The organism is Paenibacillus lentimorbus NRRL B-30488, from assembly GCF_000411595.1.
GTDB lineage: Bacteria > Bacillota > Bacilli > Bacillales > Bacillaceae > Bacillus > Bacillus velezensis.
In genome coordinates this window covers 1-15,701 of record NZ_ANAT01000025.1, presented here as the reverse complement: position 1 = coordinate 15,701, position 15,701 = coordinate 1, and the positions used below count along the sequence as shown (strand labels likewise).

Here is a 15,701-nt window from a genome sequence, read left to right as displayed (position 1 = left end):
TCCCCCTCATTCATGCAACTTGTACAAGTTATTCATGAATGGGCCGTGCTATGATACATTATTTTAATTTCTCAAGCTCGTCTTCCATCATGTCCGTCGCTTTTCCTAAAAAATCGAATATCAGCCGCAGTTCTTCTTCTTTATATTGCCGGCAAAGGCTGATCGTGGACTGGGATAAGGAGCTGAATAATTGCTTCACATTCGCTTTTCCGGCTGTCAGCGGCACGATGATCACCCGCCGTTTGTCTTCGGGGTCTTTTTTCCTCATGACATATCCCGCTTTTTCGAGCCGGTCAATGAGCGCCGTTACCGAACCTGTGCTGAGGCCGGTTTTTTTCCCGAGCTCGCCTGCGGTCATCGGGCCTGCTTCATTTAAGATATCAGCTGATTTCAAATCGGTCGGAAACAGACCGAGAGATTGAGCGGCCGCCTGATGAAACAGGATCGTCCTTGTGGCCATCTTCCGGAATAACTGTATGGCGGTTTCCTCCGTCTCGCTTCTGGTATTTCTTGTTGACAACTGACAGGCCTCCCTATAAAATCAATTTATCTTGACGATCAAGATAATTTTCGGCAAATCTAATATGATCATAGCAAATTTAATGATCAAAAGTAAGTATGGGAGGAAAAAAGCATGGAACAAACAGCCGCGAAGGACGCCTCGACAAAGTTTGTCGTCATCGGTCTTTTGCTGGGCATTTTAATGTCGGCTATGGATAATACAATCGTTGCCACTGCGATGGGAAATATCGTGGCGGACCTCGGAAGTTTCGATAAGTTCGCGTGGGTGACGGCATCATACATGGTAGCCGTTATGGCCGGTATGCCGATTTACGGAAAACTGTCCGATATGTACGGACGCAAGCGTTTCTTTTTATTCGGTCTTATTCTTTTCTTAATCGGATCTGCATTATGCGGAATCGCCCAAACAATGGATCAGCTCATTATTTACCGCGTCATTCAGGGAATCGGCGGAGGCGCGCTGATGCCGATCGCCTTCACGATCATTTTTGATTTATTTCCGCCGGAAAAACGCGGAAAAATGTCGGGCATGTTCGGTGCCGTTTTCGGCCTGTCCAGCGTTCTCGGGCCGCTTTTAGGCGCGCTCATTACCGACTCCATCAGCTGGCACTGGGTGTTTTATATCAACGTGCCGATCGGTATTCTATCATTGTTTTTCATTCTTCGTTACTATAAAGAATCCCTTGAACATAAGAAGCAGAAAATCGACTGGGCCGGCGCGATTACGCTGGTGGTTTCCATTGTCGGTCTGATGTTCGCTCTTGAGCTCGGCGGAAAAACGTATGATTGGAACTCCGTGCAGATCATCGGTCTGTTCGCTGTGTTCGCCGTGTTCTTTATCGCCTTTTTTATCGTGGAAAGAAAAGCGGAAGAACCGATTATCTCATTTTGGATGTTTAAAAACCGTTTATTTGCTACGGCACAGATTCTGGCGTTCCTTTACGGAGCCACGTTCGTCATTTTAGCGGTGTTTATCCCGATCTTCGTTCAGGCTGTGTACGGAAGCACCGCGACAAGCGCGGGCTTTATTTTGACGCCGATGATGATCGGTTCTGTTATCGGAAGTATGATCGGCGGAATTTTCCAGACGAAAGTGCGGTTCCGCAATTTAATGCTGATTTCCGTGGTCGCTTTCTTTATCGGAATGCTGCTGCTTTCCAATATGACACCGGATACGGCGCGTACGATGCTGACGGTATTCATGCTGATCTCAGGATTCGGCGTCGGCTTCAACTTCTCACTGCTGCCGGCTGCGTCCATGAACGATCTGGAGCCGCGTTACCGCGGAAGCGCCAACTCAACAAACTCGTTTTTGAGATCATTCGGTATGACGCTCGGTGTGACGATTTTCGGAACCATCCAGACGAATGTGTTTACCAACAAGCTCACAGATTCATTCAGCGGCATGAAAGGAGCGGGCGGCGCGATGCAGAACATCGGAAATCCGCAGGACATTTTCCAGGCCGGCACGCGCGCTCATATTCCGCCGCACATTCTGGATCGCATTATTGACGCCATGTCGCAAAGCATCACATATGTATTTACGCTTGCGCTGGCGCCGATCGTCATTGCGGCCGTTACCATTTTGTTTATGGGAAAAGCGAGAGTAAAAACCTCTCAGGAAATGGCGAAAAAAGCGAATTAACGAAGAAGATCGGGTTTAGTGAAACTTAATTATCCCCTGTCAAGTAGAGATGGAATAGTATAGTATTTACCCACTTATAGGTGAGTTCATTAAATGCCTGGTTACTTATGCACTCAACATTTCTATACTTAAACTTTATAAGGGAAGAAATGCTCATTAACTTATAGTAAGCAGATTGTTGAACTGCCCTTTGTCATAGGGCAACCATTCGTTCATGGCTGCTTTATGACTATCCTTTTTCATCAATTTTCCTGACATTGACGAACTGGATATTAGACACTCGTATATCATTTCTAATTGAGAATAATGTCCACTAAGCAAATTTTTCGGGCTTTGAATTTATAGATAATAGTTATCGAAAATACTCCCCTTAGGCAGGCAGATTAGGATAACATCTGCCTGCCTAAGGGGAGTATAATACTTCTAAACAATTCTGCTTTTTTATAGTGTGAATTTTAAGCCGCTAAAACAGCCGATACACAATTCCTTAATTTAGTATTCCTTAGAACGCGATTTTATATAGATTAAGCATATACATACAAAAATAACCAATACCAAATATGCTATCCCTTGCCAGTTGATTATCTGTTGCCAATTCCACACAGATAACAACAAATTTTTCATGTGATAAAATGGGTTTATATAAACAATATACTTAACAAATTCAGGAACAGACTCGATAGGAAACATAAGTCCGGATCCAAATAAGACATATTGAAACATGACTATTGTATAAGGAAGAACTTGCCTTGAATTTTTAAAGAGATTATGAGTAGATAAACTAAACAACAAGGTTATACCGATTACAATCAGGAAAGTTAGAATGAATAAAAACATATGATCTGTCAAAATAGTATGGAAAACAAGTTTACCAACAAGCAATATCTCAATAAAACCAATTAACGAGATAAGAACTCCTCTAATAATATATGTAAGAATTACATGATATATTGTAATAGAAGACATAATTAAACGTTTATGAATTCCTCTTTCTTTTTCTGTTACATATTGAAGACCAATATTAAAAAAACAATACGAGAAATGAGATTAATAAGCTGTAAATTGGAATATACGGACCAAAGTTTTCAGCTCCTCCAATCTGCTCTTTGAAAATAGACATAAAGACAAAAAAGAAAATCCCAGGCAGCATAAGAATTGGTAAGGCGAAAAAAGGTTCACGTAAAAAACAACAAAATCATATTTACATAATTTAAATAAAGATTTACCCATTATGTGAAGACTCCCTTTCTAAAATAGCAAAATACACTTCTTTAAAATACGTACATTGATACTTTTCTTTTAACACTGTTGGAGAATCGAATTCTGCAATTTTGCCATCTTTTAGAATAAGGGAGCGGTCTGCGTACATATCCACTTCTTCCATAGAATGAGAAGACAATAAGATTGTTGTTCCGTTATTTTTCGCCAACTTAATAGCATCCCATAAATCTTTTGTCGCTTTAGGATCAAGTCCCGTTGTAGGCTCGTCCAGAAAAAGTAATTCAGGCTGGTTTAAAAATGCAGTAGCTAACAAAACTCTTTTCTTCCAACCTCCCGATAGTTTCTCATACTTTGTATTCATATGTTTTGTAAGCGAGAATAAGTTAACAACTTCATTGATTCTATCATTAGATATATCATAAAACGAGGCGAATAAGTCTAACACTTCTTTTGTTTTTAGGTATGCATACATCCCTCCCTCCTGAAAAACAACTCCGATCTTTGAACGCACTTTTTGAATATTAGATTCTTTATGTAAGTTATGACCTAATATTTGAACATCACCTGAATCGTATTTTTTCAATGTCATTAAAATTTCTAACATGGTTGTTTTTCCAACCCCATTAGGGCCTAACACTGCCACAATCTCGTTATTTTCAATAGTGAAGCTAATATCCTGCAGAACTTTTTTATCTTTATATGATTTGTTCAAACCTTGAGTAATAACTTTCATTTTAAAACCTCTCTCTTTAATTGGATTATCCTAGAGTTAAGAGAAAACTTATCAATGCAAAATACAGCATTTAAGGGAAGCTGAGCATCTTCAGACAGATACTTTAGTGAATCAGCATTAAGATATGAGATAACCCGTTGAATCATTCCTGCAGCTAAGAAATTTAAAACTGAAGATGGCGCCTTTGTTTCTTTATCGTAGTTAAAAAGAAAATCGGAATAAGAAACAGTTTCACCTGAGAATACTAAGGGACCGATCACTAACTCATTTTCATAAGAACCATAATATAGAATACCTTTATTTCTTGAGGATTCGATTCTATTAAATAGCTCTGGCAAAACATATTTATCTAGTATCTTGTTGTCAACAATATGAATCACGTTTTTTCCTGCTAATGTTTTAAAATCATATATTTTTTCAAAAATTAAAATCTTTGCTTTTTTGTTTTCCAGGTTATAATGGTCTTTCACACTATTTATAAAGTCCGGCACTTGCTGAAATGGACTTCTGCCTGAAAGAATATTTTCATATGGAGTTAATTTTTCCTTTAACGATACAATAAGTGTGACATCTATTGAGAGATTCATGAGTTGATGAAAAACAAGTAAATTTGTTTGGGATGCTCCCCACAAAAAAATTCGAGATGAATCATATTGGTGGTTGGATAATTGATATGTACTATAAAAGTGATTATAATTAATAATGTTTTCGCTCTCCAGTATTTTTGCATCAATCATTAAATCTTCGCTATTATTATTACTGATAAACAAATCTGGATATTTGTTATATAATGAAATGATTATATTACCTTCAATAGAGGATTTTAATATTTGAAGTGATTGAAAATGCTGCCCCCAGCGATTAAAATCTACTTTCTCTAATTTTTCCAATGAACTCATGCTAAATTTCAAAAAAACCATTTCTTTATTTTTATCATAAATAAATACTTGACTTGGATTTTGCGGATTTCGTATGATTTGATAGTTTTCTTTAAGTTTTATGAGCTTCTCAGACATACAGATTATCCCCCTAAGAGTGTATAAATAACCATTTTTGACGTATTATCTAAACCGAGTATTTGTTTTACTGTTTTTTCATAAAAGCCTCCTATAGGAATGCTTGAAAGTCCAAGAGCAGCGCTGGTAAGTAAAAAATTTTGTGCCATATGCCCAGCATCTAAATGAATAATTCTATATGTAAACTCAAGATATTTCGCAAATATATCCTTGTCTTCAGCTACCAAAAATAAAACAATTTGACATCCATCAATAGAAAAAAACCCACATCAGTAGATGCACTAAAAGCTTTTAAATCATCAATATTAAAATCGCAGATTTCCACAATCTCTTGATGATCTATGTTATATTTATACACTTTCTCCTCTAACAAATTGCTATCTACACTTCTTGCTGTCGGCACAAAATAGACCTCTATGGGGTAAAATTGACCACCGGAGGGATATGTCCGCTTTTTTTCCCTAATATTACTAATACCAAAGCTATATGTCAATAACTGCTCTAACATTTCAAAAGTTAAATCCAGTTCAGAAAATACCCAGGAAGATCTTCTTTTTTTAGCACTTCTGATAATTCCACTTCTAAAGAAGGCAAATTCTCTATACTTTTTAACTTATATTTCACTTTTGCACCTACACTGTCTAAGGAATGAATAGCATATTCCCTTCTTGGAGCATTTATCATCTGAATATGGGGGGCATGGTTTGATTGCAGATGATATTTTCTGTAAAGTGTATTTTCATAAGTAATTGATTGATTGAAGTTCCATTTCATTTTTTACATCACTCCAGTCTATGAAATAATCACAGGAATCTGATTTTCATAATAAGGTGGCAACCCAATACGATTGTTATACATATGAATATGTGAAAAAATCAACTGATTTATATTTACATCTGGTTTTATGGCTGTAGCATGTCGAATCTGTTCCTCTAAAACTTTTTTAAAGGTATGGTATATATCGAGATCTAATGGGGCTGTTTTTTTTACCCTCGCTTTATATGCATTTTTTATTTTTGAAAGGTTCTCTTCAATGGGTGTTTCACTTTCACCTGCAAAGTGCAGCCAAAACGAATGATATCTTTCATTTAATATCTTGCGCTGGCTATATGCTAACTGACTTTCTGCCAACATAAAAAAATCACAAGCCAAGATAATCTTTGTTAACACATTAGGATCATTTATTTGTTCAATAACCTGCAAGGCTAATTGGCTTGAATGATGAAAAATTGTCTCAGAAACCTCCATAATATCAAAGCCTCCGTATCTTTCGTACTCAGGCTTGTAAGGGATAGAAACTATCTGACCATCTTCCACCCAATACATATCCTCTTCATCAGGCAGCTCTCCGTCAAATGTATGATTTTGATAATATTGTTCTTTTTTTAACCTATAGGAAGGGTTATAGTTTTTTAAAAAATCAGCAAATACAATTTTTAATTTTCTTAGTACCTTCTCAGGATTGTGGCTTTGAAACCGAAACCTAATATGCGGCCCTCCTTGCCAATATCTTATAAAAAAAAATTTACTTATTAAGCCCTTTTCCTTGTCTAAAAACTTTTTTAAATACTCTTTCAGAAAAAGATCATGACATGCTTGATCATGAATAAACAGATGGTAAGAGTGCCAATTCATACGAAATCTCTCCCTTCAACTTTCCTTATACCTGTATTGTTGTAACCGAAAAGCATAGCATAAATGACCTGTTCATTAGGTTCGGTTTTAAATTTCGCGTGGCAGTATAAATCATTTATATTTTTAATGGGCCTTGTATAAGCCTTCCCATCTGCCATATACCTAGCAACATACTGAATAAGGCCAGCTGCTCCCACATGTGCATAATATATACTTTCTTGATTTGTTTCTCCGTCACCAGTATATGTAACAAATAGTGTGAAAGGAGATCTTTCTATTTCAAAGAAATCGTATGTATCATAAAAGAATTTTTTTATTTCAAAATCAGATGATATTAATTTGCACCCGTTTTCAGTTATAGAATAAATACCTTTGTTCCAATCTTCTATATTCTGAACAGCAATATAAATTGAAAACTGATTAGACCTATTCATTCTTCCTTTAGTATTTTGCAAAAATAAAACAAGTGATAAAAAAGTCTTGTTACAATAAGCAGAGCTAATATCCAGTAAGCCAAATACATGGTTACCTGAATGTCTGTGAGCTTTATTACCTTTTGAAGACTCCTCGTAAAACCAATCATTATTTTAAAACTTTCGTCCATTTTAGTCAAAGCGTTTATGTAGTCCATAATGCCAATTTGAAGAAGTTCTTTTTGATAGTTATAAGTCTTTTTATACTTATAAATATTGTGGCGTACGTCAGGCTGATCAATCGGCTTTGACTGCTCAAACTCTATTAGACATCCAAGAAGAATATCTTCAGGAGCCTTCAGTATTTTTGAATAATACCAACGGTTAAACATGTAACCAACCTTTTTAACAGGAAAACCATGATCTTCGGAATCCATTTTAATATCTGCTGTCATATGTCCAAGTTCTAACAATCCTAGTGCAAGCCCAAAACTTCCATAAACAGAGCATAACCTCCAGAAATCACAAGAGATGATAATCTCGACAGCTTGAACTTTAGAAGGGACATATCCAATACACACCCATCTATGGTCCGGAGCATCATAAAGCCATACATATCCCATACAGATGACATAAGGGTATAAACAATAGATTCCTCTAGCTGAGGGGGCATATTTATGAAATGAGTAAGGACTTTGGTATTCATAACTCTGAAATCGAAACAACTCTTCAACAAATAGGGCCAGTTTTCGGAAAGGTCTATTTTGATGAGAGTTTCTTTTCTGGTCCTTTTCATATTTAAATGAAGTGCCTCTTGGTGAAACAAATTGAAAAGACAAAGATTTACGGTTCTTTTCATATCTATTAAAAGTAAGGTCATTAAGAGTAATACTCATGGGAATGGATGCGGCTCTCTTTCCTTATTTTTTAAAAGCGATAGATCTTCGCAATATTGCTTAAGTCTTTCCAAATTCAGACGCTCATTTTGAAGTCCAAAAGTCATCGGCTGCAAACTTGGGATAAGAATTTTCACAGTGTGAAAATCTAATTTTTCAGTTAAATAATGAGTTAAATCAGCTATGTAAATATCAGGGTGCTTATCTAATACCGCTCTTTTAAGTGCATCATACGTAAATGGAAATGCTGGAGTCATTTTATGCACTTCTATTAGCTCCATTTGCTCCAGATTATTCAGAAGAAAATCAAAAGCTTTACCATTTTCTTCAAAGGAATAATAATTAACATGGTCCTCCATCTTTTTTTACGCCACTTGGATTTTGTATTAAGTAATTTAAATGGGATTTCTCATTATCAAGTTTTTTTTCATAAATTAAAGCAGATGTGGCTACCTCTACTAAACCAGAAAAAATAGCTTTTTCTGGATTATAGTGAGCTCCTGCTGCATTGTAATACTTTAAATTTGCACCATCCTTACGGTTTACTGCAAGAACCCATACAGCGGGGATATCAGTTTCAAGAGTAATATCAAAAAGGTGCACGTCATAGCCCAAATCGTCAAGTTGTTTTAAAACAAGTTTGATTTGTAAATTTTTTGATGATGAAACGTCTATTCTTTTAGGTATTTTTTTGCAATACCAATGAACCAAAAAACAATCTCGTTCAATTACCTCAAACAATCCGTACATAACTGCTTCTTTCATACTGTTCCCAAGAGCTGCCCCATTTGATGTCTCATATATAAATCGATTTTCTCCACGTATGATTTGGTTATCAAAATAAATTAACTGCTCTGGAATTAAAACTTCTTTATTGTTATCTAAACGTCGGCACGCTGTCCAATAAATTTCCTTATCATGAGAATATAAATGTTCTCCTTCAACACTCTTATGCAAAATAAAAGATTCAGGATTAATTACATCCATTTTCTTTTGCTTCAGTTGATGATAAGAAGCACGCAGCGGTTTAGTGAATTGGGGAATCATACTCGCATGGCGCTCAATCATTTCAAGTATTGCGGAATACTTAGAGGCACTTAGACTCTCTGCCCGGCCATATGAATGATATTGCCTTTGTCCGATATACGCTTCAATACCATACATAGGTATAACATCTGATTCTGCATCTCTGAACAGCATTCTGCCTATTCCTGTATCCTGATCAATTAAGAGTTTTTCATGCTTCTTCAGCTTATTAATAACATTAGTAAATGAAATGACTCTACCCTCTTTATTTAATTTTTCATTATGATTATCTTTCAGTCTTTTGTTCTCAAAGAAATCAGAACTGCAATTTTCACAAAAAGCATTTTTGTAAATTTCTTTCTTTTTAATGCTTCCTGTATTTTTATTAAAAATTAGTACTGCGCCCCTTAATTCTTCCGTACATTTATCATCATCCGCAAATAGATTAAAGCTAGTTAACTCAGTTCGTTCCTGCTCTATGCACCAATAATATCTGCTCCCATTTGCTTTAACCGCTTCTTTAAAGCAGTTAAAGCATGGATCTTCTATATCATTTACATACGGACCGATAAAAACATAAGAAGAAGTTTCATAATAGTTAACTTTACCATAAATATCTTCTTTTTAACTTTTTGGTAATCTTTATTTATAGAGTACATCATTCTAAATTCTCCCCGGTTAATTGAAAACTTCCTATTAATAAATTACTGGACTCAAATAGTGGTTGGTATATCCATGGTTTTTCTTTAATATCATAATCGGAAAAAACTTCAAGCATCTCAGCCAGTATTAGTGAGTTTGGTCTTTTCCGACCGATATCTCGGACTTGAAAGCTGGATAATTCAACCGATTCACCTTTTTTAAGCAGACCATTTGCCTTGTTGCTTATGATCTCTGTTAATCCCCGGATTATTGATTCATTAAAATCTGTCGTTACTTCGCTTTTATAAAGGATATAATGATCTTCATCAATGAGATAAACAATGCCGACATCCTTTTTAAACAAATAGTCGATTCCAATTAATACTTCTTTAATTTCAGTCATATGATAAATCGTTTGAAGCAATTTTTTTGCTGTAATATCAATTCGTTCAATAAGATGAATGGAGCTTTCTTTCTTTATAAATGAGGCAATCCCTCTTATATAAAAACGATCTTTATCAAGATCTGCTATCCATAAAGTATTTTCTTTATTTCTCTCAGATTCGTAAGTTAAGAATTTTTCTATGCTGTGCATTAAAGTATGTAATGCAGCTTTTTTATAATTAATATGTGTACTCATATATTTAAAATCATTGTTAATATCAATTTGATAATGAGCTGCCATAAATTGATTTATTCTGGATGTCTCAGTTGAGTTAAACTCACACTTAAACAACGGGCAGTTTACAAAAGCAGATTCAAGTTTTTGAATAATGGTTAATTCATCATCATTCACATTTGGTAACTTTCGCTCATAATTTTCAATTACTCCGGTAATATCCTTTTCAGGAATCGAAATTATTGTTCCATCCTCAAGTAACAAAGTATCTTGCACCTGGCGTTCACTCTCATATAGATCAGAGGTGACATAAACGTATACTAAAAAAGGTAAAATTCTTCTGGCAAGTTCACCATCTGCTTTTGGATATTGATTAGCATATCTTTTTAAGAAATCATATTGCTCCTTACTTTTTTCTTAAACAGAAAACTGCGCCCGCTTTCATTTATTTCTATACATATACTTTTTAGGGGAGCTTCTCTAATATTATCATTAAAATAAATTATGGATTTTTGCTCACGTTCATCATCAAGAATCCCATTATTCATAAAAAAAGAAATAACCTGTTCTGGTGCACCTTTCAATTCTATAGATCTCTCATCTAAATCTTCTAAAATTGTTTCAAAATCTTCAAAACGGTTCTCAATATTCTGTGTAATTAACGTTGTAAGGTGATTTGCTTTTCCCTTCACTTCTATGAGCAAACCGCTCTTGAGAGCAAACTTAAACAGTTTCAAATAGTCATTGCTTTGGTTGACTAAAGATAACATCTTTGGATTACGGTATTCCGCCAATATGTCAATAAAAGTTTTATAGTCTTCATCTGACAAAACAGCTTGGTGCTGTCCATTTATTTTCTTTATGAGAATCGATTGATCTATACGCATGATAGAAAAATTCGAACGCGTTTTTAATATCATTATACTCGCTCTCTTTCTTTTAAAATCTCTTCCCATGTTGTATGATGCTTATCTAATACATATTTGGACACAGCAAAGCAAGCAAAATTTTTCTTAACAAAAGTAAACCCCAACATATGAACTGACTTATAAATGATATTGATTAAAAACTTGAACATTTTATGCTCATTATGATTAAGTAATGAATCAATTTGATTTAAGAGATTCTTATGAAAAGGGCTATCAATACTTTCAATATTCTTTACTAAATCTTCTTTCTGTTTTTCAATCGAATAAAATCCATCTTCTGAATCTGTCAAAGCATCTAAATTTTTTTTTGTATAATCTACGATTTTTGAAACAGTATCAAACCAGCTTGAACCGATAGATAGATTGTATGATTGATTTGTAAAATAGGCAGGGATTTCTAAAGCTTTGTACATTTTTAAGAATGAGTCTTCAAATGACCTTTTTTATTTAGACTATCAGCTATTGAAAAAACGCCTTCCGTATTTGAAACATAAACCAGCACAGAGAATTTGTCCGTATAACTGGAAAATGCTAAAACATCATAAAGCATTCTTGTCAAAGTTTTGAGCTGTGTTTCCGGGCTTATTTCTTTGAATTTATAAATATTAACAGAAATAAACTCTTGCATCATAAAAAGGGCTCTGGTATGCGCTACAAAATGAGCGTAAGAATTAAAAGTATTATACATATATTCTTCATTGTAAGGTCCTATTAGAACGCTTAAATGATTCTCAATCAAAATTGGAATGCTTTCTCTTCTTTCCATATTCGGTATAATATCTTGATGAGTCAAATAAGGGGACAAATTGGTTTCTATCTCAACTTTTGTTAATTCAGGGAAATGTGTTGTGCAGTATCGCTTAAATTCACTTGGAAATGTTTCAATTATACTTGTATCACTTTTTGACAATATAATTCGAAAGTGCGGTCCTCCGGTCCATCCCCGCTCTGCATGAAAACGACCAAGGATCGGTGAAAAAACGGTAAAATAAAATTAAGATATACTTGTTCTTTTTCGGCCTCATTTCCAAAGAAAAATGCTTTTACTTCTATATAATCAGCCAATTATTCATCCTCCAGCAAAACTTCTATCTGATATTCTTTATTAAAACCTCTATTTTGAGGTATCGGTTTAATTTCTTCTATTATAATCATCCTGTTACTTTCTAAAAACTTTTTAAAATCTTTAATAAAAATAGGAGAGTATAAATTAAAATATTGCGGTTTCATATCCGTTTTTTTGCTGTAGCATGTTGATAATTTTCCTCGCCCAGGTATTTTTTTGCGAAAAACTCCATAGGAAGACCATGCTTAATAAAAAATTCAGAGAGATTTTTTTGCATCTTTAGCTGCACTTAAACTTCTTTTAAAGAAAGCTGTGTTTACAAGCCATTTCTCCCTGGAAATTATAATATCTCCCAATCTAATAGATGGTATATGATCTATAACAAAAGAATCCTCAGAACCTTCATGTTCCCATAAATTAATAAAGTCAGTATCTAAGCGAGGGACAACTGAACTTAAAAGCATCCGCACTGAATTTGGGAGCATATAATCCACTAAGCTCCCTAGACATTCAATTTCTACTTTCTTATTGTTAACACCTGAAAAAATCTCTACAAGCTCTGTCTGTTTATTATATTTAAAGTACAAATTATCAATTGAAATTTTGTTGATATCATCATCGCTTCCCCGGCTATTCGGAAGTATCAAACGATTTGGAATAAGTTTTCTATGGCGATTCGCATTAAACCCGTATCCTTCTCTGATTTCTATTGTATTTTTTGGAAATATCCGTCCTGTGTAGTCTCTAAAATCCGGATCTTCATAAATCTCCGGAAAATATTCAAAAAAACGGCTAAAGAGTCTCAGACTTCCTGCATACAGCTTATTTAAGACATAATAACTGCCACTTTTTTGTATGAGAGCTGTAGAAGAATAAGTTCTTTTTCCGTAAAAATTGTTTTGAATGTTTTATACCAGTCTTCTATTAGTTGTCTATCTATGTTTATTTCTTTTATTTTTCTCGATTTCTGAAATAAAAAAATGGTTTTTTATTTCTTTTTTCAACGCTTCCATTTCAAGTGCTTTTTTTGACTTCAAATTTGAAATTGGGGCAAGTAAATCTGACCAATTTCTGAAGTTTTTAATTACACTCATAAATATTTCTTTCAGTTCCAGGGAATTAACTGGAATTTCTCTATCAGAATACTCCTTATTAAAAACCTCAGCAAATTCAAATTGGACTTGAATAGGAATATTAATCATTAATGCTAGCTTTTGAAGGATATTTATTTCTTCTAAATTATTCTGCTCTATATTAAAAGAATCATTAGATCCATTGATAATATAGTCTTCATAAAATATTACTTCACTTGCTATAGGATATCTTAGTACATTTTCCAGTTTCGAGATAATTTCTTTTAGTTCTCTCATTATTTTAAAACGGTTCTGTATGAATTGAGTTTCATACTCCCTCGTTTTTTGATACACTTCTTGTACAATATTTATGATTGTTTCCGTTTTTCCGGAGTTATTCGGTAACTTTTCTAATTTTCTAATAAAATCTTCTATCACATTTTCGGAGTATTCATCAGTTTGTACATCTGCAAACAGCAAACCTTTTTTCAGCAGCCCATTAGTAATAAATGATTCAACTGTCTTATTATCCATATAATGTTTTAAAATACCCGTTAATTCTTCGTAAGACAAAGTTTCGTTGGTACGAAAAGTTTGAATTATTTCTCTGAACATTATATTATTTTTTACCGAGAACTCTTTCTCAACATTATTAAAGACTTTACCTCGGTTCAAGTCTATTTGCGGAATAAATATTAAATGATCATTTTTTTCATAGAAGGACGACATTTTATAACGAAAGTTTCTTGCATATTCTTTATCCATAGAAAGTATATGTAATATTTTCTGAAAGAGAAAAAAATTGATCTCCGTGTGATAAGCCTTTGTTTTGCGTTTATTTGTATGTGTTTCATTGAATTTTTTTATTTCTATACTTGTAAAAGAACTAAAAGGACTTGTTTTCAAAGCCGCTCTTGATATGATTCTGCTTAACTGATAATCAACCTTCCTTATATTTGCTGTGTGTTCCTTTACATCTATTTCTAAAAACTTATTTACTTTATGGAAGAAATTCAAGTTGACAAGAGGGAGTGGGTTGGTCAATTCATGATTATTACTGATTAATCGTTGCATTAACTTGCGATCGCTCATATGCTTTTCATCATAAAATGCAGTTAGCTTAATTTCAGCATCTCTCAATTGTTGTTTTCTAAATAAATAATCCTTTGCTGCAATTAAGATACTCTCAGAATATTGATCAGGATTGATGATTTTATTATTGTATACTTTTCGTTTCACATTAATAATTTCGTTTTTTTTGTCTCTCTTGAACATTTGCTCCAATCTTTTGATGGTATCTTGTTTTTCTTGCTCATATCTTGATTCTTCCATTTTAAATTTCTCTATTTGTTTTATCCATCTTATATCGCGGAAACCTGAAAAGTCTTCAACGGATATAGGATTCTTTCTAATGATATACCACGGAAAAGCATGCATCTTATTCTCCATCCCCGTCATTAAATTTTATATCACAAAAAAGAGAACTGGGACGAGAATGATCTCGCCCTTGTCTCATTTTATTTATCCGCAACTTGTACAACCACCGCAACTCGCACATGAACAAGAACCGCAGCATGATGTACTGCTTGAGGAACTTGATCCGCTTGTTGCACCTGTTTCAGAAAGCAACATGGATTCTGAAACTTCCATAATATCAATTGATTCTATCTCATTTAGAATAGATGTTAGGTCTAATGAGTTTTGCTCGTTTAATTTGGTTTTCAAACTTTGGACACCACCCTACAATTTACTTATCCGCAGCTTGTACAAGCACCGCAGCTAGCACACGAACAAGAACCGCAGCATGATGTACTGCTTGAGGAACTTGATCCGCTTGTTGCACCTGTTTCAGAAAGCAGCATGGATTCTGAAACTTCCATAATATCAATTGATTCAATTTCATTTAAAATAGATGTTAAGTCTAAAGAATCTTCTTTTCCTTTACAGTTTGGTTCATCATTTTTTCCATATTCTCCCCTTCTTTTTAATTGTGCTTATGTATAAATCTGTGATGTTCGATATAATAATCGTATTAATTTATCACATCACCTCCTAGAATGTGAATAAGTATAGTTATCTTTTTCATCTTCACAATACAGAACATCAAGAAGTTAAAAAGGAAATATTGGGTATGTATACACTTTATTTGATTTATTTCAATTATTTTCATGTTGTTATAATCTAAAATATCAGTTGAACTTATCCCAGTCAAGAATTATATCAAAATTATCCTATTTATATTGAATCTATTGTCCTCACTTTATT

The 15,701-nt window shown here is 34.1% G+C and carries 19 protein-coding genes and 1 pseudogene; 2 read left to right on the top strand and 18 right to left on the bottom strand.

The features are described 5' to 3' along the window. Positions 1–58 precede the first annotated feature (58 nt). Positions 59–520, bottom strand: coding sequence for a MarR family transcriptional regulator (locus tag D368_RS13940; protein WP_003156626.1), 462 nt, complete (start codon positions 518–520; stop codon positions 59–61). Between the two features lie 114 nt (positions 521–634). On the opposite strand from D368_RS13940, the gene D368_RS13935 reads away from it, so the two are divergent. Then, positions 635–2,167 carry an MDR family MFS transporter gene (locus D368_RS13935; protein ID WP_045206666.1) on the top strand — a complete coding sequence of 511 codons (1,533 nt, stop codon included), beginning with the start codon at positions 635–637 and terminating at the stop codon, positions 2,165–2,167. Positions 2,168–2,659: 492 nt separating this feature from the next. Here D368_RS13935 and D368_RS13930 read toward each other — a convergent pair. From D368_RS13930 to D368_RS20230, 17 genes and pseudogenes are all read right to left on the bottom strand, one after another. Continuing rightward, a pseudogene (locus D368_RS13930) lies at positions 2,660–3,196 on the bottom strand (ABC transporter permease); the annotation flags it as partial. A gap of 193 nt (positions 3,197–3,389) precedes the next feature. Continuing rightward, positions 3,390–4,121 carry an ABC transporter ATP-binding protein gene (locus D368_RS13925; RefSeq protein ID WP_065180931.1) on the bottom strand — a complete coding sequence of 244 codons (732 nt, stop codon included), beginning with the start codon at positions 4,119–4,121 and terminating at the stop codon, positions 3,390–3,392. Further along, positions 4,118–5,137, bottom strand: a complete 1,020-nt coding sequence (locus D368_RS13920; protein WP_128574905.1) for a hypothetical protein — start codon at positions 5,135–5,137, stop codon at positions 4,118–4,120. The genes D368_RS13925 and D368_RS13920 overlap by 4 nt, the downstream gene beginning before the upstream one ends. Positions 5,138–5,142: 5 nt before the next feature. Further along, entirely contained in the window at positions 5,143–5,364 is a 222-nt protein-coding gene (locus D368_RS13915; protein ID WP_486129265.1) for a nitroreductase family protein, read from the bottom strand. Continuing rightward, on the bottom strand, positions 5,358–5,645 hold the full coding sequence (locus tag D368_RS13910) for a nitroreductase family protein (protein ID WP_128574903.1): 288 nt from the start codon (positions 5,643–5,645) through the stop codon (positions 5,358–5,360). Before D368_RS13910 ends, D368_RS13915 begins: the two co-directional genes overlap by 7 nt. A gap of 8 nt (positions 5,646–5,653) precedes the next feature. Beyond that, complete coding sequence (locus tag D368_RS13905) at positions 5,654–5,911, bottom strand: hypothetical protein (RefSeq protein WP_128574902.1); 258 nt, start codon at positions 5,909–5,911, stop codon at positions 5,654–5,656. An 18-nt stretch (positions 5,912–5,929) separates the two neighbouring features. Beyond that, positions 5,930–6,772 (bottom strand): thiopeptide-type bacteriocin biosynthesis protein, encoded by an 843-nt coding sequence (locus D368_RS13900; RefSeq protein ID WP_128574901.1) that lies wholly within the window; start codon positions 6,770–6,772, stop codon positions 5,930–5,932. Then, entirely contained in the window at positions 6,769–7,206 is a 438-nt protein-coding gene (locus tag D368_RS13895; protein ID WP_128574900.1) for a hypothetical protein, read from the bottom strand. The genes D368_RS13900 and D368_RS13895 overlap by 4 nt, the downstream gene beginning before the upstream one ends. After that, the gene (locus tag D368_RS13890) at positions 7,203–8,081 is read right to left on the bottom strand and encodes a nitroreductase family protein (RefSeq protein WP_128574899.1); all 879 of its coding nucleotides are present in this window, start codon (positions 8,079–8,081) and stop codon (positions 7,203–7,205) included. The genes D368_RS13895 and D368_RS13890 overlap by 4 nt, the downstream gene beginning before the upstream one ends. Beyond that, on the bottom strand, positions 8,078–8,440 hold the full coding sequence (locus D368_RS13885; protein ID WP_128574898.1) for a YcaO-like family protein: 363 nt from the start codon (positions 8,438–8,440) through the stop codon (positions 8,078–8,080). The genes D368_RS13890 and D368_RS13885 overlap by 4 nt, the downstream gene beginning before the upstream one ends. Next, positions 8,424–9,281 (bottom strand): YcaO-like family protein, encoded by an 858-nt coding sequence (locus tag D368_RS13880; RefSeq protein ID WP_128574897.1) that lies wholly within the window; start codon positions 9,279–9,281, stop codon positions 8,424–8,426. The genes D368_RS13885 and D368_RS13880 overlap by 17 nt, the downstream gene beginning before the upstream one ends. A gap of 484 nt (positions 9,282–9,765) precedes the next feature. Beyond that, positions 9,766–10,644: a hypothetical protein gene (locus D368_RS13875; protein WP_128574896.1), complete on the bottom strand. Its 879-nt coding sequence runs from the start codon at positions 10,642–10,644 to the stop codon at positions 9,766–9,768. A 110-nt stretch (positions 10,645–10,754) separates the two neighbouring features. Next, the gene (locus D368_RS13870; RefSeq protein ID WP_128574895.1) at positions 10,755–11,288 is read right to left on the bottom strand and encodes a hypothetical protein; all 534 of its coding nucleotides are present in this window, start codon (positions 11,286–11,288) and stop codon (positions 10,755–10,757) included. Next, positions 11,288–11,710, bottom strand: coding sequence for a hypothetical protein (locus D368_RS13865; protein ID WP_128574894.1), 423 nt, complete (start codon positions 11,708–11,710; stop codon positions 11,288–11,290). The genes D368_RS13870 and D368_RS13865 overlap by 1 nt, the downstream gene beginning before the upstream one ends. Positions 11,711–11,712: 2 nt before the next feature. Next, positions 11,713–12,207: a hypothetical protein gene (locus D368_RS13860; protein ID WP_128574893.1), complete on the bottom strand. Its 495-nt coding sequence runs from the start codon at positions 12,205–12,207 to the stop codon at positions 11,713–11,715. Between the two features lie 1,088 nt (positions 12,208–13,295). Beyond that, positions 13,296–14,873: a lantibiotic dehydratase gene (locus D368_RS13855; protein ID WP_486129264.1), complete on the bottom strand. Its 1,578-nt coding sequence runs from the start codon at positions 14,871–14,873 to the stop codon at positions 13,296–13,298. 84 nt (positions 14,874–14,957) lie between these two features. Then, positions 14,958–15,161 (bottom strand): thiazolylpeptide-type bacteriocin, encoded by a 204-nt coding sequence (locus tag D368_RS20230; RefSeq protein ID WP_076983281.1) that lies wholly within the window; start codon positions 15,159–15,161, stop codon positions 14,958–14,960. A gap of 3 nt (positions 15,162–15,164) precedes the next feature. Here D368_RS20230 and D368_RS20225 point away from each other — a divergent pair, with 3 nt between their 5' ends. Next, positions 15,165–15,440 carry a hypothetical protein gene (locus tag D368_RS20225; RefSeq protein ID WP_486129263.1) on the top strand — a complete coding sequence of 92 codons (276 nt, stop codon included), beginning with the start codon at positions 15,165–15,167 and terminating at the stop codon, positions 15,438–15,440. The last annotated feature ends 261 nt before the right edge of the window (positions 15,441–15,701 follow it).